The sequence below is a fragment of the Hyphococcus luteus genome (assembly GCF_002943565.1).
Taxonomy (GTDB): domain Bacteria; phylum Pseudomonadota; class Alphaproteobacteria; order Caulobacterales; family Parvularculaceae; genus Hyphococcus; species Hyphococcus luteus.
Genome location: NZ_PJCH01000005.1, coordinates 227400 through 244787 on the forward strand (window position 1 = coordinate 227400; position 17388 = coordinate 244787).

Annotated in this window: 13 protein-coding genes and 1 tRNA gene; 9 read left to right on the forward strand and 5 right to left on the reverse strand. The window is 61.8% G+C overall.

Annotated features, from left to right (window positions below; translation table 11 throughout):
• The first annotated feature begins 228 nt into the window (after positions 1–228).
• Positions 229–1914 carry a putative bifunctional diguanylate cyclase/phosphodiesterase gene (locus CW354_RS05950; protein WP_104829136.1) on the forward strand — a complete coding sequence of 562 codons (1686 nt, stop codon included), beginning with the start codon at positions 229–231 and terminating at the stop codon, positions 1912–1914.
• A 135-nt stretch (positions 1915–2049) separates the two neighbouring features.
• Here CW354_RS05950 and CW354_RS05955 read toward each other — a convergent pair.
• Positions 2050–2123, reverse strand: a tRNA-Gly gene (locus CW354_RS05955).
• Between the two features lie 312 nt (positions 2124–2435).
• Between CW354_RS05955 and CW354_RS05960 the strand changes: the two genes are divergently transcribed.
• The 4 genes from CW354_RS05960 (at position 2436) to CW354_RS05980 (ending at position 7050) form a co-directional block, all read left to right on the forward strand.
• Positions 2436–3272 (forward strand): lipid-binding SYLF domain-containing protein, encoded by an 837-nt coding sequence (locus tag CW354_RS05960; protein WP_104829137.1) that lies wholly within the window; start codon positions 2436–2438, stop codon positions 3270–3272.
• 182 nt (positions 3273–3454) lie between these two features.
• Positions 3455–4399, forward strand: a complete 945-nt coding sequence (locus tag CW354_RS05965) for a radical SAM protein (protein ID WP_104829138.1) — start codon at positions 3455–3457, stop codon at positions 4397–4399.
• An 11-nt stretch (positions 4400–4410) separates the two neighbouring features.
• Positions 4411–5067: a DUF938 domain-containing protein gene (locus tag CW354_RS05970; RefSeq protein ID WP_104829139.1), complete on the forward strand. Its 657-nt coding sequence runs from the start codon at positions 4411–4413 to the stop codon at positions 5065–5067.
• A 699-nt stretch (positions 5068–5766) separates the two neighbouring features.
• A complete protein-coding gene (locus CW354_RS05980) occupies positions 5767–7050 on the forward strand; it encodes an MFS transporter (RefSeq protein WP_104829141.1) in 1284 nt (427 codons plus the stop codon).
• Here CW354_RS05980 and CW354_RS05985 read toward each other — a convergent pair whose 3' ends face one another.
• Positions 7051–8148, reverse strand: a complete 1098-nt coding sequence (locus CW354_RS05985; RefSeq protein ID WP_104829142.1) for a 2'-deoxycytidine 5'-triphosphate deaminase — start codon at positions 8146–8148, stop codon at positions 7051–7053.
• Positions 8149–8297: 149 nt separating this feature from the next.
• On the opposite strand from CW354_RS05985, the gene apaG reads away from it, so the two are divergent.
• Both apaG and CW354_RS05995 read left to right on the forward strand, forming a co-directional pair.
• Positions 8298–8738 carry a Co2+/Mg2+ efflux protein ApaG gene (gene apaG / locus CW354_RS05990; RefSeq protein ID WP_243396321.1) on the forward strand — a complete coding sequence of 147 codons (441 nt, stop codon included), beginning with the start codon at positions 8298–8300 and terminating at the stop codon, positions 8736–8738.
• 56 nt (positions 8739–8794) lie between these two features.
• Positions 8795–10270: a TrkH family potassium uptake protein gene (locus CW354_RS05995; protein WP_104829143.1), complete on the forward strand. Its 1476-nt coding sequence runs from the start codon at positions 8795–8797 to the stop codon at positions 10268–10270.
• A 4-nt stretch (positions 10271–10274) separates the two neighbouring features.
• Here the strand turns inward: CW354_RS05995 and ypfJ are convergent, their stop codons facing one another.
• Positions 10275–11156, reverse strand: a complete 882-nt coding sequence (ypfJ, locus tag CW354_RS06000) for a KPN_02809 family neutral zinc metallopeptidase (RefSeq protein WP_104830006.1) — start codon at positions 11154–11156, stop codon at positions 10275–10277.
• 187 nt (positions 11157–11343) lie between these two features.
• Here ypfJ and CW354_RS06005 point away from each other — a divergent pair, with 187 nt between their 5' ends.
• On the forward strand, positions 11344–12690 hold the full coding sequence (locus CW354_RS06005) for a hypothetical protein (protein ID WP_104829144.1): 1347 nt from the start codon (positions 11344–11346) through the stop codon (positions 12688–12690).
• A 122-nt stretch (positions 12691–12812) separates the two neighbouring features.
• Here CW354_RS06005 and CW354_RS06010 read toward each other — a convergent pair whose 3' ends face one another.
• On the reverse strand, positions 12813–15251 hold the full coding sequence (locus CW354_RS06010) for a TonB-dependent receptor (RefSeq protein ID WP_104829145.1): 2439 nt from the start codon (positions 15249–15251) through the stop codon (positions 12813–12815).
• Between the two features lie 295 nt (positions 15252–15546).
• Here CW354_RS06010 and CW354_RS06015 point away from each other — a divergent pair, with 295 nt between their 5' ends.
• Positions 15547–16260 carry a Crp/Fnr family transcriptional regulator gene (locus CW354_RS06015; protein ID WP_165793550.1) on the forward strand — a complete coding sequence of 238 codons (714 nt, stop codon included), beginning with the start codon at positions 15547–15549 and terminating at the stop codon, positions 16258–16260.
• 12 nt (positions 16261–16272) lie between these two features.
• Here CW354_RS06015 and CW354_RS06020 read toward each other — a convergent pair whose 3' ends face one another.
• Positions 16273–17298, reverse strand: coding sequence for a methyltransferase (locus CW354_RS06020; RefSeq protein WP_104829147.1), 1026 nt, complete (start codon positions 17296–17298; stop codon positions 16273–16275).
• Positions 17299–17388 lie beyond the last annotated feature (90 nt).

Consider the following 17388-nt stretch of genomic DNA (forward strand, 5'->3'; position numbering starts at 1 on the left):
TCACCGCATATTAAGCATGTTTTGCGGCCCGCCCCGCTAACCGTCGCGAAAATTGGAAATTTAAAAACCAATCCTAATAATCATTTAATTTTCAGGAACTTTGGAGAGAACCGCAGGGCGCAAGCGCCGCCTTTATCTCCTAACGATTGAGTAACCCCCGCCCGATTATTCTTCTACTTTGCAGTCACGACGCTCAATAACGGCGTTCGGCGGCGCGGCGCTTAATGTATGAAAATAGCCGATAATATCGCAAGCATTTCCGACCTTCAGGCGATCATCAACGTGATGCCGTTGCCGGTTTTCATCAAGAATCGCGCGCACCGCATCGTGTTGCTCAATGACGCGGCGTGCGAGTTTTTCGGCCATTCCCGCGAGGTTATGATCGGCTTTTCCGACTACGATCTTTTCCCGGACGAAGAGGTCGAGGTGTTTCACGCCGCCGACGATCGCGTATTCGACGACGGCGTCCTTTCGGAGAACGAAGAACAGGTCACCGACGCGGCCGGCAAAACGCGAACGGTCATCACGCGCAAACGCCGCGTGCGCCTGGAGGACGCCGATTACCTCGTCGCCACCATCACGGATGTGACCGCCTATCGCGAAGCCGAAGCCCACAACTACCATCTGGCGTTTCACGACACGCTGACCGGCCTGCCGAACCGCGCCTTGCTGAATGAGCGCATCGACCAGGCTTTACTGCGCCGCCAACGTTCAGGCGAGCGCTGCACATTGCTCTACATCGATCTCGACCGTTTCAAGGAAGTCAATGACGCCTTCGGCCATCAGGCGGGAGACGCGTTGCTCCAAGCTTTCGCCGAACGCCTGACAATGATCGTGCGCGCATCCGATACTGTTGCAAGGCTCGGCGGCGATGAATTCGCCGTTTTGCTCATCGACCGCGGCAAACAAGCGGATGTGGAGCTTGTTTGCCGCCGCATTCTCGAGGCCGCGGCCGAACCCTTCTTTGTTGAAAATACGCGCGCCTTTGTCAGCGCCTCGATCGGCGTTGCGGACGCAATCAAAGATCTCGACAATGTCGAATTGCAGCGCCAGGCGGATGTGGCGCTCTATCAGGCGAAACGCGAGGGCCGGGCCTGCTTTCGGCGCTTCACGAGCGAGCTCGACAAACATATTCAACACCTTCGCCGCCTTGAAAGCGATCTGCGGGAGGCGTTGGCGAAGAAGAGCGGTCTCGAAGTCTACTACCAGCCGCTCTTTACTACGGCCGACGAAAAGCTTGCGGGAATGGAGGCGCTGATCCGCTGGCGCCATCCCGAACTCGGCCTGCTGCAGCCGGAGGAATTCATACCGGTCGCGGAGGAATCGGGTCTGATCGTTCCGCTTGGCGATTGGGTGCTCCAGCAAGCCTGCCTGATGATGGCGCAATGGCCAGACATTACGCTGGCCGTGAACCTGTCGCCCGTTCAGCTGCGGGAGGAAAACCTGGCGGAAAGGATCGTTGAGATCCTGAACGAGGCGAATCTCGATCCGTCCAGGCTGGAGCTTGAACTCACGGAAGGCGCTATTCTCAATACAAACGAAAACATCCGCACCTGCCTGAAAAAGCTGCGGGCCGCCGGCGTCAAGATCGTGCTCGACGATTTCGGCACCGGGTATTCGAGCCTGACGCATCTTCAAAAGCTCGACGTCGACAAGGTCAAAATCGACAAGTCCTTTGTCAATGACATCGCCGCAAACGATCAATCCGAGGCGATCGTGCACGCGGTCACTTATCTTGCGCGGGTGCTCGGCATTCCCGTCACCGCCGAAGGCGTGGAGAACAGCCGCCAGCACGATCTGCTGCGCATCATCGGCTGCACCGAGATGCAGGGCTTTCTCTACTCGCATCCTCTCAGCGCCGAAGACACCCGGCGCTTCCTGGCCGACAAAAAGAAATGGACTCACGTCGCTTAAGACGCGGCGGCCGTCCTCATCCGAGCAAAACCGTCAAAACCGAAAAGCGATACGGCGACCGGGAAACGGCGGCATGCGCTGATCCGTGCGCATATGCGGATTGGCTCCAGCGTAATGTCTTGTTTTTAAAATGGATGGAGCGGGTGAAGGGAATCGAACCCTCGTCGTAAGCTTGGGAAGCTTCTGCTCTGCCATTGAGCTACACCCGCTTCAGGCCGCCGGCGGCGCGCGGGGCCGCAGCGGCCCCTCATTTCGCCTTAGCGGAGAAAAAGGTCAAGCGGGGCCTGTTCTAACGGGGTCTGGCCGGTTCGGCGCCGACCCAGCTACGCCGGAGCGAAGCCCCGGCTTCGCCGAGGCGAGAAAGGCCTCGACGCAAGGCCCAAATCTCACCAAGAATTCATGTTCCAGGCTGCGGGCCGCCATCTTTCGGCCCCGCCAAACAGGCTTATTTATGGCCCGAACTGGGACGGCCTGAGCGCTGTTCCCTAGGATTATCGGGGATTTTGAAAGGAGGCCGGCAGATGAAACGGCTATTTTGCATGCTCGGCGCTTTCGGCGCGGCGATTTCGATGACGATCGCGCCCGCCAGCGCCAAGCCGAAAGGGGAAAAGGCCGAAGAACTGGTGGTGAAGGCCGCCGACACGGTCAGCTATTTCGCCAATGACAGCGCCTTCGAGCCGCTCTGGGATACGGCGGATCAGGCGAAAGCCATGGTGATCATCCCGAAATCGATCCGCGGCGGCTTCATCATCGGCGCGTCCGGCGGCAATGCGGTGATGGTCGCGCGTAATGAAGACGGCAGCTGGTCGGAGCCGACCTTTTTCACCATCGGGTCTCTTTCCGTCGGCTTCCAGGCCGGCGTCGAAGGCTCCGAGACGATCCTCCTGATCATGACCCAGCGCGGCATGGAGCACATGCTGTCGACCAATGTGAAGCTGGGCGCCGACCTGTCGCTCGCCGCCGGGCCCATCGGCGCCGGCGCGAAAGCGCAGACCGTCGACGTCCTCGCCTTCTCCCGCTCGCGCGGGCTTTACGGCGGCGTCAGCCTTGAAGGCGCGATCCTGAAATCGCGCAACAGCTGGAATGAGGGCTATTACCAGGCGAATGTCAGCCCGGTGGACATCATCTTCCGCGAAAAGGTCTCGCACCCGCAATCGGCGGTCCTGCAGAACGCGGTCTGGGCGCTCGCCCATCGCGACGAGCCGGGCGCGCAGCCAGCCGTGATGGCGCCGGTGCAGCCGGCGCGCATCGATCCGGTGACCGGCGAGCCGCTGCCGGACGAGCCCGAATATGAAGACGACGACGTCTGGGCCGCGCCCATCGGCCCGGTCGAGCCGGCGGAAGAAGACAACAACTAGCCTCAAGAGCCCGGGGCGCATCGTTTCCCGGCCGACAGAAACGTCTGATTATCAACCGCCGCAACAAAGGCGGCATATTTCAGGTCAGGCTCTAACGCTGAATTGATCGCGTTTGAAACGCCCGCCGGTTTCCCCGGCGGGTGTTTTCGTTATGCTGCAGCGTTTAATCCGGACGAAAAAAAATGGACGGCGAAGCAGGCGTTAAAACCGCCGCAAAATTTCAGCACAAGGAACGAACGGCGGCGGGCGAGCTCCGCGCCGAAGTGCCTCTCGCCCGGCTCGAGACGCTGTGGATCAACACCGGCACGCTGTGCAATGTCGAATGCGCGCATTGCTATATCAAATCTTCGCCAACCAATGACCGGCTTGTTTATCTGAGCGCTGAGGAAGCCGCGCCGTTTCTCGACGAAGCCCGCAGAATGGGCGCGCGGGAAATCGGCTTTACCGGCGGCGAGCCGTTTTTGAACCCGGACATGATCGCGATGACCCAAGGCGCGCTGACGCGCGGCTTCAATGTGCTCATCCTCACCAACGCCATGCGCCCGATGATGCGCCCGAAGGTGCAGGAAGGCCTCCTGTCGCTGCGCGCGCGCTTCCCGCATCTGCTGACCTTGCGCGTCAGCCTCGATCATTACAGCGCCGAAGGCCATGACGCCGAACGGGGCGAAGGCGCGTTCGAGGCGTCCATGACGGGGCTTGGATGGCTGCAGGACAACGGCTTCTCCTTCACCATCGCCGGACGCGGCCTGACCGGCGAACGCGAAGCCGAATTGCGCTCCGGCTTCGCGGCGCTTTTCGAAGCGCGGGGCGTTCCCCTCGATGCGCACGATCCGGCGCAGCTTGTAATCTTTCCGGAAATGGATGCGGCCCGCGACGTTCCCGAGATCACTGCGGCCTGCTGGTCGATCCTCGGCAAGGATCAGGCCGACATGATGTGCGCAACCTCGCGCATGCTCGTAAAGCGCAAGGGCGCTGAAAGGCCCGCCGTCCTCTCCTGCACGCTCCTGCCTTATGACGAGCAATTCGAAATGGGAAAAAGCCTCGCCGAAGCGGCGAAACCGGTAAAACTCAATCATCCCTTCTGCGCGCAGTTCTGCGTCCTTGGCGGCGCAAGCTGTTCGGGGTAGAAGCCGCGCTCATGACAAAGACGCCGAAAGAAACCGCCCTCGAAAATCGCGCCCATGACGGCGCCAAGCTGTTTTCGCCCTCGACCGAGCGCAATCGCGACGCGATCCGCGACGTGTTTTTGAAAACCATGCCGCAGAAGGGGCGCATCCTCGAAATCGGCGGCGGCACGGGCGAGCATGCGGTTCATCTCGCGCGCGCCCTGCCGGATGCGGAATGGCGGACCGGCGACCCAGACGAAAAAGCGCGAGCCTCCATCGCCGCCTGGATCGCGGACGCCGGTCTTTCGAACCTCTCAGGGCCTCACGCCATCGACGTCACGCAAGCCGATTGGGGCGTTGAGGACCGCGCGCCCTTCGCCGGAATCGTTTCCATCAACATGATCCACATTGCGCCTTTTGCGGCTGCGAAGGGATTGTTCGCAGGCGCGGGACGGCTTCTCGCCCCCGGCGGAAAACTGTTTCTTTACGGACCGTTCTCCAGAAAAGGCGCACACACGGCGCCGTCGAACGAGGCCTTTGACGCCAGCTTGAAGGCGCGCGACCCGCGCTGGGGCGTGCGCGATCTGGAACGGGACATCCTCCCTTTGGCGCAGGAAAACGGGCTCAGTCTCGACGCGGTTGTGGAAATGCCGGCGAATAATTTCTCCGTCGTCTTCACAAAAGACTGACAAGCATTTGAAAAATCAGCGCTGTCTTTTCCCCACAAGTTCAGGAGAAAGTTTGTGGAAAAGAATGAGTCGACCGATGTCAATAAATCGGTATCCTGATCATGTTTCGCGGTTCTACAGACAATTCGCAGTGTTTGCCTAGCGGCGGGTTGGACGAGCTAACGGAATGATGCGCGAGGCCGGATGCAACGCTCAGATGCAGTCCGGCGAACGAAACAAAGGCGAGTTTCATGCGCATGGCCGGACCTGAGCGGTCCGCTCCCGCCGGAAAGCCGAAAGGCGGTTCGGGAAACGGGAGATCGGCATCGCCGTGGGCAGCGGGCAAGCTGCTGATCGGCGCGCTTCGGTGACGCCCTTGCGGAGGTTAACGCTGACGTATGGGAAAAGCCGGTGCGGATCTGAAGGACGCAGGACGTCGGACATGGCGAAACGCAAATGCCGGCAGCCACGACCTGAGTTTTGCGCCCGCAAGGTCTAGCGGTTGAGAGCGATACGGCAACGGACCCGCTCAACAGTCGCAAACTGGAGACCATCTGAATTCTCACTGGATTGGGGTGTGCTCCGGATTTCCGCGAAAGCGGGAAGAAAGGGCGTCGCTTAAGCGACGCCCTTTTTCTTTACTCCCCCTTATGAATTTTCAGCGAAATCTTGACTGCGCCCTATCACGGACGCCGGCGAATTTGTGTATGAGGCCGGGCGATGGCCCAGACTATCCGCGTTCTCTCGGCGCTCCTGATCGCCGCCTTCCTCCTGATCTCCGGCGCCGGCCTGCAGGGGACGCTCCTGTCCGTGCGCGGCAATATCGAGGGCTTTTCCCTCGTCCTTCTCGGCTCCTTGATGTCGGCCTATTTCACGGGCTTCACCATCGGCTGCCAGTTCGCGCCGCATATGGTGAAGCGGGTGGGCCATATCCGCAGCTTCACCGCCCTCGCCTCCATCGCCTCGGCGGCGGCCCTCGCCCACGCTTTGGCGGTGAACCCGGTCTTCTGGATCCTGTTGAGGGTCATCGCCGGCTTCTGCCTCGCCGGCCTTTATATGATCATCGAAAGCTGGATCAACGAAGGCGCGACCAATGAGCGGCGCGGGCGGGTTCTCGCCGTCTATCGAGTCGTCGACCTCAGCGCCGGCACGGTCGGCCAGGCGCTCCTGGCCACAGCCGATCCGGCCGACTTTTATCTCTTCGCCCTCGTCTCGATCCTGATTTCCGTCGCCCTGGTGCCCGTGGCGCTGACCACGACGACGCAGCCGACGCCGATCACGTCGGCGGATATCGATCTGAAAAAACTATTCCGCATCTCCCCGCTGGCGGCGTTCGGCTGCCTCAGCGTCGGCGCGGCGAACGGCGCTTACTGGGCCGTCGGCGCCGTCTATGTGCAGAAACTGGGTTATGACATTCAGACCGTTGCGGCCTTCATGACCACAGTGGTTGTTTCCGGCGCCCTGTCGCAATGGCCGCTCGGTCACATATCCGACCTTTTCGATCGGCGCATCCTGATCGTCGCCATCGCGGCGCTCAGTTCCGCTGCAGGCGTTCTGCTCGCCCTCACCGGCGGACAGTCCGAGTTCATGCTGCTGGCCGGCGGCGCCGCTTTCGGCTTCACGGCGATGCCGATCTTCGGCCTCGCCGTCGCCCACGCCAATGATCGGGCGGACCCCCATGAATATGTCACCCTCGCCGCAGGCCTTTTGCTGCTCTACGGCGCGGGCGCCATTGTCGGCCCCTTCGTCGCGCCGATCATCATGCAGAACGCCGGCCCGCAGGCGCTCTTCTTTTATACCTCAAGCGTCTATGCGGCGCTGACGCTTTTCGGTCTCTACCGCATGCGGCGCAGCGACGCGACGCCGCCGGAAGAGCGCGAGGCCTATGTCTCAGTACCGCGCACCTCGCCCGCCGTCTTTGAAATCGACCCGCGCGGCGAACACGAAGAAGACGAGAGCGCGGACGAAGCCGCTGAAGATGACGCGAAGGGCGAAACCGCCTGATCAGCGGAAATGCTTCGACAGTTTCAGGCCCTGGCCCTGGTAATTCGATTTGATTCCCTCGCCGTAAAGGGCCTCCGGCTGCGCGGCCATGCGCTCATAGACGAGCCGCGCCACAAGCTGGCCGTCTTCGAGGACGAAAGGCGCGTCGTGGCTCCTCACTTCCAGAACGCCGCGCGAGCCGTTGCGGCCCCCGCCCTCTGAATTTGGCGACCAGCCGAAGCCGGGGTCGAAAAAGCCCGCATAATGGACCCGGAACTCGCCAAGCCCGGGACTGATCGGCGTCATTTCCGCCGCATAATCGGGCGGCACGGCCAGCGCCTCCTTGGAGGCGAGAATGTAAAACTCATCCGGATCGAGAATGACGAAGCCTGATTTTGGCGGCGCAAGGGGCTCGAAATAGTCATGCGGGTCGAGGGCGGCGACCTTGTCCACGTCGATAAGCCCGGAATGACGGCGCGCGCGCCAGCCGATGCACTCTTCCTTGCTTGCAAGACAGACGGAAAGACCGAGGCCGCCATTAATATCCGCCGCGCCTTCAACGAGCGGGATCTCCCCGTTCAGGCGGCGCAGCGCCCCATCGTCGAGGCGGCAGTCCCCGGCTTTCAGGCGCAGCTGATTGAGACTCGACCCCGCCCGCGCTAGGATAGAGAATGTCCGTGGACTGATCTCTGCATAAAGGGGCCCTTCATAACCCGCCGGGATCTCGTCGAAGGCCGCGCCGTAATCCGTCACCAGACGGACGAAAACGTCAATACGCCCGGTCGAGCTTTTGGGATTGGCGGCGCCTTCAATCTCCTTGGGCAGCGACAGTTTTTCATTGAGCTCCACAAGATAAACGCAGCCCCGCTCGAAAACCGCGCCGCCGGAAATATCCATCTCCTGCATGGCGAGCCCGCCGGTCAGCCGCGCTTCGACGGTGCGCGAGCGTGAGGGAAGAAACGAGGCGCGCACCCGCCATGCGCGAGGCGACAAAGTCAGATCGAGACTGGCCGGCTGCAGCCGGGCGCGGTCCGCGCCGACGATCACCCCGGCGTCAATCAGACCCGCAATATCTTGCGACGCCAGAACCCCTTTGTCCGGAAGTCTTGTCTCAGCCATAAAGCCCCTTTGCCCGCCGCGAAGAGTGAAGGCAAGATTTATTAACGTGCGCCCCGGCGCTGCTTTTCCCCGCCCCGTTGAATTTCCGGCTATGGCTGGCGCTCGCCTGCGATGCAGCATAGATTACGCGAAAACAGGGGATGAAAGAGATGGAGTTGCTAGGCGGCGAAATGGCCAGGGGAGAGCGCAACATCGGGACATATGAGCAGGTGACGCGCGGCATTCGCGTCAGCGTCAGCCCGACTTTTCTCGAAGATCAATCGGATCCGGACGAGCCCCGCTATGTCTGGGCCTATACGGTGCGCATCAACAATGAATCCGACACCCCCGTGCAGCTGCGCACCCGCTATTGGCGGATCACCGATTCGCGCGGCCAGACCGATGTTGTCGCGGGCGACGGCGTGGTCGGCGAACAGCCGGTGATTCGTCCCGGCGAAGGTTTTGAATACACCTCCGGCGCGCCCCTGGCGACGCCGTCGGGCCTGATGGTCGGAGCCTATGGAATGGAGACCCATGAAGGCGAAGTCTTCGACGTCGACATTCCGGCCTTCTCCCTCGACAGCCCGCATGAATTGCGCCAAATCCACTAGGGATCCCGCCGGGCGCCGGCGGCCGGCTTTATCAAACGCCGCGACCTTGTGAAGCCATGCTGAATTTCCGTCCCGTCTTGCTGGTTACGGGCGCGCTTGTGACGGCGCTCGGCGTCACCATGCTGATCCCGATGATCGCCGACCTCCTCTCGCAGGACGAGGTGCACCGCGCCGACTGGTCGGCCTTTGCGGTGGGCGCGGCGGCGGCGATCCTGATCGGAAGCGGCGCGGCGGCGGCGAGCTGGGGGCGGATCGACGATCTCGGCATTCGCGAAGGCTTCATGCTGACGGCGGCGAGCTGGCTGGCGCTCACGCTGTTCGCCGCCATTCCGCTGGCGCTCGGAGGCCTGCATCTTTCCTATGTGGACGCCTTTTTCGAGGCCATGTCGGGGATCACCACCACGGGCTCGACGGTCGTCAGCGGCCTCGACGACGCGCCGCCCGGCGCCTTGTTGTGGCGCTCCATGCTGCAATGGTTCGGCGGCGTCGGGGTCATCATCATGGCTTTCGCCGTCCTGCCGGCGCTGAAAGTCGGCGGCATGCAGATCTTCAAAAACGAGGCCTGGGACACGTCGGAAAAATTCATCGCCAATGCGGCGCAATACTCGCTGGGCTTGAGCGGCATCTACGGCTTCTTCACGGTTCTTTGTTTCCTGTGCCTGTGGGGCTTCGGCATGACGCCCTTCGACGCCGTCAATCATGCGTTGACGGCGGTCTCCACCGGCGGCTTTTCGACCAAGGACTCCTCTATCGGCGCCTTCCTGACGGTTGGGCGCGGGCCCATCGACCTCGTCGTCACCGTGTTCATGATCATCGGCTCCCTGCCCTTCGGGATTTTTCTCGCGGCGATCACCCGCGGCGCCTGGAAACGTCTGTTCACGGATAGCCAGATCCGTTTCTTCGCCGGCATCGTCGCCTTCCTCACCATCGTCATCATGATCGAAGTCTATGAGGTGTACGCCCATCTCGGGCTTTTCACCGCCTTCCGCATGGCGATCTTCAACGTCGTTTCGATCCTGACCGGCACCGGCTACGCCACGACCGATTACGACGACTGGGGCGCCTTCGCTATCGCCTTTTTCTTCTGCATCATGTTCATCGGCGGCTGCGCCGGATCGACGTCCTGCGGGATGAAAGTTTTCCGCTTTCAGGTGGCGCTCTCCGCCATCGTCGTCTACGCCAAGCGCCTGGCGCATCCGAGCGGCGTCTTCGTCGCGCGTTACAATCAACGCCCTCTGACCGACGAAATTTACGTCTCGGTTCTGAGCTTCTTTTTCGTTTATTTCGCGACCTTCGCGACGCTGGCGGTCATCCTCGCCGGGCTCGGCCTCGACACGCTGACGGCGATTTCCTCAGCCGGCACGGCGATCGCCAATGTCGGGCCGGGGCTCGGCGACATTGTCGGGCCGGCGGGGAATTTCGCGCCCCTGCCCGACGCGGCGAAGATCGCCATGTCGATCGGCATGATGCTCGGCCGGCTCGAATTCTTCACGGTGCTGGTGCTTTTGTCCCCCGCCTTCTGGCGCGGGTGAGCCGCTACAAGTTCTGCGCATTGAACGTGTCGCAGCGGGCGGCGTCGCCCGAGCGATAGCCGGTCGTGAACCAGCGCTGGCGTTGCGCGGACGTCCCATGGGTGAAGCTTTCGGGCGTCACGCGCCGCCCGGCGTTTCGCTGCAGCGTGTCGTCGCCGATCGCCGCCGCGGCGCGCAGGCCCTCCTCGATATCGCCGTCATCGAGAAAGTCGCCATAGCGGTCCGCATGATGGGCCCATACGCCGGCGTAGCAATCGGCCTGCAGCTCCATCATCACCTGATAAGCATTGGCTTCCGCCTCGCCCTTGGCGCGTTGTTGCGCCGCGCGCACCTCGTCGGAGACCCCGGTGATCGTCTGGATATGATGGCCAACCTCGTGGGCGATGACATAGGCCGCCGGAAAATCGCCCGGGGCGTTGAAGCGCTGATCCAACTCCTGGAAAAAGCTCGCATCGAGATAAACTTTCCGGTCCCCCGGACAGTAAAACGGGCCGGCCGCCGCAGAGGCGCGGCCGCAGGCCGAGGTGACGCCGCCTGAAAACATCACCAGCGTCGGCTCGGGATAGTCGCTTCCCGCAGCCTCGAACTGGCGGGACCAGACATCCTCGGTCTCGGCGAGAATCACGCGCACGAATTCGGAGGTTTCGTCGTCGACGGGATCGGCATGCGTCGCTGGGCTTGCGCCCCCGGCGAATTGCAGCGGATCGACCCCGGCCATGTAGAGTCCGAGGCCGGCGAGCCCCACGACGACAACCCCGCCAAGGCCGAAACGGCTGAAGATAAAACGCAAGAGGAGCAGGATGATCCCGGCGCCGCCGGCCCCGCCGGCGCTGACGCCCCGGCGATCCTCCACATTCCGGCTCTGGCGCCGGCCCCGCCATTTCACCATCCCGAAGGCCCCTTTCGTCTTTCGCGTATTTACCTTTTCGCCCGGCCACTATGGCGCAAAGCCGCCGCCTGTCGAGACCCGGAAAGCCCCGCAAAACGGGGCTTTCGCAAGCGCGCCTTGACAGGGCCGGGGCCGCATAGGACTTTCGGCGCTCGATTGCGCGGGGACAGTTGGGGGTTGTTTCATGTCCGGAACCGGCGACGGCGTTAGACTGGCGGCGACGTTCATCACCGCAGCCCTGTTCGGCGCGGCCATCGCCTGGCCGCAGAGCGGCGTGAAGCTCGCCGAAAAGGCCGAATCCATCGCCGCGCAAACCATGGCGCGGGCCGACGGCGCGCCCATGGCGAGCCGCGTTTGCGCCATCGGCGAGCCGGCGCTCACCGGTCCCTTCGCGCCGCTTGAGGATGTCCTCTCGGTCTCGCCGCTCGGCGGCGTCACCGCGCCCGGCGAGCCGCTGCCCGCCCCTTATATCCGCATCAACACCCGGTCGGGCGATCAGGCGTTCGAACGCCGGCAAACTGAGGCGCTGGCGCCGGCGAAAGCGGACGTCACCGCCATCGAACGCCATGTCCTGCGCGACGAATATGGCCGCGCCACGGGCCTTGCATGGACGGTGCATTTTCGCTCCTGCGAAAACATCGCGTTTTATTACGACCGCATCGACGAGATCGATCCCGGCCTGCTTCAGCGCGCCGGCGGCCTCGTCGCCTTCACCGAATTCGGATCGACCGACAACATGGCCGTAGAAACCCGCGTGCGCGTCAATGAAGGCGACGTCATCGGCAAGAGCGACGGCTTCGATGTCGGCCTGCACGATCTTTCCGCAAGGCCGGCGGCGCTCGCCCGCCCGGAACGCTACCGCGTCGACAGTTTCGCCCGCGCGGAAGTCTTCGACGCGCCGCCGAGCCTCGTCGCCGCCATTACGACGGATGTGACCCGCGCGCGCTGTCCCATCAATTATCTGCCCAAAGACGAGCAGCCCGAATGGGCGGCGAAGCTGGGCGACGCCTGGGGCATCCGCCGGGCGAAGGGCGACAACGCCTGCCGCACGGCGCTTGTGGACACGCCGGATGCGGCGCAGGGCGCCTGGTTCACCGACGCCGCCCATAATGCGGCGACCACGAAAGTCAGCGCCATCGCCTTGTCTCCCGACGCCATCGATCCCGAGCGGCTGATCTTCGCCCTGCACGGACGCCTGCCCTCCCTGACGCCGCAGATGATCGGCGGACGCATGAAGCCGGGGAGCGAGGCCGACGACGGCGCCACGGACGGGTTTCTTTCCTTCACGAAAGGCGAAGGCCGGATCAACACCCCCTTCGCCGACGTGGATGACAGCGCCGTTCATTGTTATCAGCGGCTCAGAACCAATTTCATCGGCCCACTGATCAACGGCGTCGTTCTTCTGCAGCGTCAGACAAGCGACAACGGACTCTCTCTTTTGAAAATAGAAGCGCGCGGCGACGTCTCCTCCTGCATCGATCTTGAGGAGCCCTGGAGCTTCACCGGCGACGAAACGATCTTTTACCGGTAGTCGCCGCAAAGAATTTCAACCGCAAAGAAAAAGCGGCGGACCCATGGCCCGCCGCTTCTTTTATGATGACGCAAGTCTGCCGCTCGCGTTCTTTCGGGCGTTCGCCCCTCCCTGTCCTTAAATTAAAAGTCCGCTCTCGCCTGCACCCAGAGCGTGCGGCCCTGGCTGAAGAAAGAATAGTTCGATTTGGCGCCGAAAGTCGAGCCGGCGAGCGGCGTGTCGCCGCCATATTGCAGGAACTGCTCGTCGGTGAGGTTCTTGCCAAGGAACGCGATCTGCCAGCCGCCGTCCTGCGGGCCGAAGGCCAGCCGCGTATTAATCGTGGCGTAGCCGTCTTGCACCAGCGCCGGGTCGTAGGTCGAGGAGGCGTCATATTTCGAGGTGTAGAAGAGATCGGTGACGCTGGAGATTTCGTAGTCGTTCATCACCGGGAAATGGATGTCCGCCGTCAGGACGCCCTGGAAGTCGGAAACGAGCTGGTTCGACTTGCCCGTATAATCGCAAAGCCCCGGCAGAGACGGCGAATCCGGCGTCTGGCCGAAATAGCACTGGCCGTTTTCGAAATCGGTGAATTCGAAATCGGTGAACGCGCCGGAGCCGGAAAGCGTCAGATACTCGCTCACCGCCCAGCGGCCGTCGAATTCGATGCCCTTGATTTCGGCGGCGGCGGCGTTGCCCACATTGAAGCCGAGCACGCCGTCGAAGATCGAAATCTGCAGATCGTCGAATTTCGTGTAAAACGCCGCAAAGTTGATCTCCGCCGTCGATCCGATGCCGAGCTTGCCGCCGATTTCGTAATTGGTGGCCTGTTCGTCGCCGAACTTAAAGGAATCGGAGATGGTCGGATAAAAGTTCTTGTTGTTCGCGCGGAAGTCGAAGCCGCCGGTTTTGTAGCCGCGCGCCCAGCTCGCATACAGCAGGAGATCGTCCGTGGCGTCGAAAACCAGCTTCACGTCGGGCGAGAAGCGGGTTTCTTTCAATGAATCCGCGACCGGCAGCTCGCCGAGCGCCGCGAGAAGCCCCGTCGCCGGCACGGAAAGCTGCGGCACGGGCGCCATCGACAGATCCGTCAGATTGGTCGAGGTGATGCCGAACAGGTTGCCGTAAATCAGCGGCGCGGAAATCTGCGCCATCGACAACGGGTCGAAGTTCAGATCGACGATGGAGAGGGTCCGCGTCCCGTCTTTCTTTTCATAGCTGAGACGCCCGCCAAGCTGCAGCTCCAGCCGGTCCACGGGGCGGAGATTGACCTGCGCGAAGGCGGAATAAAGATCGCTGTCCGTCGTCGCTTCGCGAGCCGCCTGCGTCGCCGACACGGCGAGACCGGCGGAGCTCATGGTCAGCGCATTGATCGCCGGCACGAGAATGGAATTGGCCGGCACGGCGATCTGGTCGGCGTAATTATGATCGCTCGTCTGCCAGTAAAGGCCGGCGACGAAGTCCCAGCGGTCCCAGACCGGCGAGGTCACGCGCAGTTCGGAACTCCACTGCTCGTATTCCTCCTGAAGATAGGCCTCAAAGACATTGGCGCCGGTGAAATCGCAATCGCAAAGCTCGTCATATTCGAAATTTTCGTAAGCCGTCGTCGACCGGATCTCATAACCGTCGGCGTCCCATGTGAAATTCGCCACATAGGTCTGGGTTTCGTTGTTGCTGAAATCGCCGTTGGAGCTGCGCACGCCGTCAACCGTCGTATTCAGGACGCTCGGATCGGCGCCGAAGCCGCCCGCCAGGATCTGGCCATAGGTGAGGCCGTTGAAAGGACCCGGCGCGACCGAGGGCTGTTCGCCGATCACCTCGATATGGCGGCCGACAACGTCGAACTGGCCAACTTCGGCTTTCAGGCGCATCTGGAACGTGTCGGTCAAATCGGCTTCGAGCTGGCCGCGGATCATCCAGTCTTCGCGCTGCGGCTCGGTGCGATCGAGCGTCGCGTTTTGCACATAGCCGTCGGCGTCGCGATAGCGCCCGGCGATACGGCCCCGCACGCGGTCGGTGATCGGACCGGAAACCGCGCCCTCAATAATATATTCCTCGTCGACGAATTCATAGGATCCCGAAAGATAGCCCTCGAAGTCTTCCGTCGGTTTCGCGGTCGTGATGTTGAGGGCGCCGGCGATGGCGTTTTTGCCGAACAGGATCGCCTGCGGCCCGCGCAGGACTTCGACGCGCTCAAGATCGAGGAACGGCGCGCGGGTCTGTTGCGCGCGGGGATAATGAACGCCGTCGATATAGGTCGCAACCGACTGTTCGAACGCCTGGTTGATGCCCGACCCGATGCCGCGGATGAAAATATTCGTGGCGATGCCGGTTTCCGTCATGGTGAAGTTCGGCACCAGGAACTGCAGGTCTTCGGATTTCTGGATCGCCGTATCGGCCAGTTTTTCAGCCGGCACCGCGGAGATCGAAATCGGCGTGTCCTGAAGCCCTTGCGCGCGCGACTGCGCGGTGACGACGATTTCGTCGAGCTCCTGCGCCGCCGCGCCGGCGCTGATGGCCGCCGCGGCGCCGATCAGCGCCGATGTCAAAAACAGCTTGTTTGCGAATGTTCTCTTCGCCATAGGACCCTCCCAAGTCGCGCCCCGAAATTTAGGGCGTTGTTGTTGGATTATTATTTTCAGGGCTCTGTAAACCGGCCCGTTTCCTCACAATAATTCATATATCATTGCGCTATATTGCGAAAAGTCACTTTCAGCTGAAATCTCTTTTTCGTCGCCGGTTATCCCGCGACTGGTTCATTTGCGTCACAAAGTCTCGCCGCATGTTGCAACGCAACGTATTCCATCACGCCGGAAAAGGAGTATGAAGCTGGAGAGAGAGCGTGATGGGAGGGGGAGAGAATGCGGACGGAGAAACGTGAGCAATGGCGCAGAAGTCTTAAGCTGGATTGACGCGCTCCCGCCGGACGTGCGGGCGGCTGTTCTGGGGAAAATGCAAGGTCAACGGGTTCCGGCCGGCGCCGTGATTATGGAGCGCTATGCGCCTGTGCGCGGACTATACCGGATCGTCAAAGGCAAAGTGCGGCTCTTCTCCCTGTCTCCGGACGGGCGGGAGTTTTTATACAAGGTCTACGCGCCGCCGGAAAACCTGGGCGATCTCGCGGCCATCGACGGAGAGCCTTATCCCCTTTCCGCCGAGGCGCTGACCGATTGCGAGCTCTTGTTTCTATCGCGCAAAGATCTGACGGAATTGCGCAGGACCTATCCTCAGATTGAAACCGCCCTTCTGGAATTCTTCGTGAAAGTGGCGCGCAGCTCGCTCCTGTTTATCGAAGAAGCCTCGATCTTTCCTTTATCGGCGCGGATCGCGTCGCGGCTTTCCTTTCTGGCTTCCAGCGCCAAGGCCCGCGGCGAGCCCATGACCGAACTCAAAGTGGCGCAAAAGGATATTGGCGTCATGGTCGGCGCGTCGCGTCAGGCGGTGAACAAGGTCCTGGCGGACTTCCAGTCGCTTGGCCTCATCGAAACGCAGTACGGCGCCGTGCGCATCCTCGACCGCGAGGGGCTGATGCAGCAATCGCTTCGCTTTTCGTCCTCGCCTGCAGAGAATACCCCTAAACACCACCCATAAAAGGCTTTTCTGTTACGCTTTCCCGGCGCTGACGACGGAATAATAAGGGCTCGTCTGTATCGCCTCGACGCCGGTGAATCCGGCGCCTTCCAAAATAGCCGTCAGCTCGCGAAGCGTATATTGCTTGCCTTGCGTGCCGCGCAGCATCAGCATCGAGAACGACGCCGTCGTCAAAGGCCCGTCTTCATTGTCGTTCATCAGCATTTCATGCAGGAAGATCCGCCCCCCGGAGGGCAGCGCGTCATAGGACCGTCTTGCAAGCTCAGCGTTCGTTTTTTCGTTCCAGTCATGGAAGACGTTCGAAAAGAACAACGCGTCATAGCCTTGCGGCCAGTCTTCGCGGAACATGTCCACCGCAACCGTATCGACGCGGGCCTCGACGCCGGACCCTTTGACGAAAATCTCCTCGGCCGCCGCGCACATCGTATCGAGATCCATGATCGTGGCTTGCAGCGCCGGATCGCGCTGGGCGGCGGCGATGGCGAAAACGCCCGACCCGCCGCCGACATCGAGAAATTTTTTCACGCCGCGAAAAGCGCCGGAGCGCGCGGCGGCCACCGCCGCCGGGAGCGAATGCGCGTGCATGAATTTGGCGATGAACTGCGCGGCTTCGGGCGTGATTTTTCCCGCCGCCCAGCCCTCGACCGGCCGCCCGCTCATATCCGTTTCGCCTTGCTTTAAAAGCTCGAGAAGCTGCTTATGAACGCGCGATTCATCCTTATAGGAGGAAAAGAGCGGCCCCCAGAAATAGTCGCTGTCGGATTTCAGATAAGCGCGCGTCACAGGCGCGGGCCGGTAGACGCCCTCGCGCCGCGTCACGAGGTTGAGCCCGCACAACATCGCCATGAGAGCCGACAAGGCACGGCGATTGAGCGACAGCTTGTCGGCCAGCGCGTCGAAACTCAACGGCGTCTCGCAAAGCGCATCAAAGATCCCGACTTCTTCGGCGGCGGTCGCCGCCGGCAGATGGTGCATCGAGAGCCACAAATCCCAGATCGCCTTGTCGTTGATGCTCGGCGCTTCGTAATCTCCGCTCATTCGGGCTTCTCCCTGTCCAGCCGTCTTTATGCAGGAGAGTTTACCGCTCCGGCCTTATCGGGAAACGCCTTTCAAGGAATGGAAAACCGA

Bases quoted from the DNA above. Each gene is read 5' to 3' on its own strand.
- CW354_RS05950 (WP_104829136.1), top strand. From the start codon at position 229: ATGAAAATAGCCGATAATATCGCAAGCATTTCCGACCTTCAGGCGATC.
- CW354_RS05960 (WP_104829137.1), top strand. From the start codon at position 2,436: ATGAAACGGCTATTTTGCATGCTCGGCGCTTTCGGCGCGGCGATTTCG.
- CW354_RS05965 (WP_104829138.1), top strand. From the start codon at position 3,455: ATGGACGGCGAAGCAGGCGTTAAAACCGCCGCAAAATTTCAGCACAAG.
- CW354_RS05970 (WP_104829139.1), top strand. From the start codon at position 4,411: ATGACAAAGACGCCGAAAGAAACCGCCCTCGAAAATCGCGCCCATGAC.
- CW354_RS05980 (WP_104829141.1), top strand. From the start codon at position 5,767: ATGGCCCAGACTATCCGCGTTCTCTCGGCGCTCCTGATCGCCGCCTTC.
- CW354_RS05985 (WP_104829142.1), bottom strand. From the start codon at position 8,148: ATGGCTGAGACAAGACTTCCGGACAAAGGGGTTCTGGCGTCGCAAGAT.
- apaG (WP_243396321.1), top strand. From the start codon at position 8,298: ATGGAGTTGCTAGGCGGCGAAATGGCCAGGGGAGAGCGCAACATCGGG.
- CW354_RS05995 (WP_104829143.1), top strand. From the start codon at position 8,795: ATGCTGAATTTCCGTCCCGTCTTGCTGGTTACGGGCGCGCTTGTGACG.
- CW354_RS06005 (WP_104829144.1), top strand. From the start codon at position 11,344: ATGTCCGGAACCGGCGACGGCGTTAGACTGGCGGCGACGTTCATCACC.
- CW354_RS06010 (WP_104829145.1), bottom strand. From the start codon at position 15,251: ATGGCGAAGAGAACATTCGCAAACAAGCTGTTTTTGACATCGGCGCTG.
- CW354_RS06020 (WP_104829147.1), bottom strand. From the start codon at position 17,298: ATGAGCGGAGATTACGAAGCGCCGAGCATCAACGACAAGGCGATCTGG.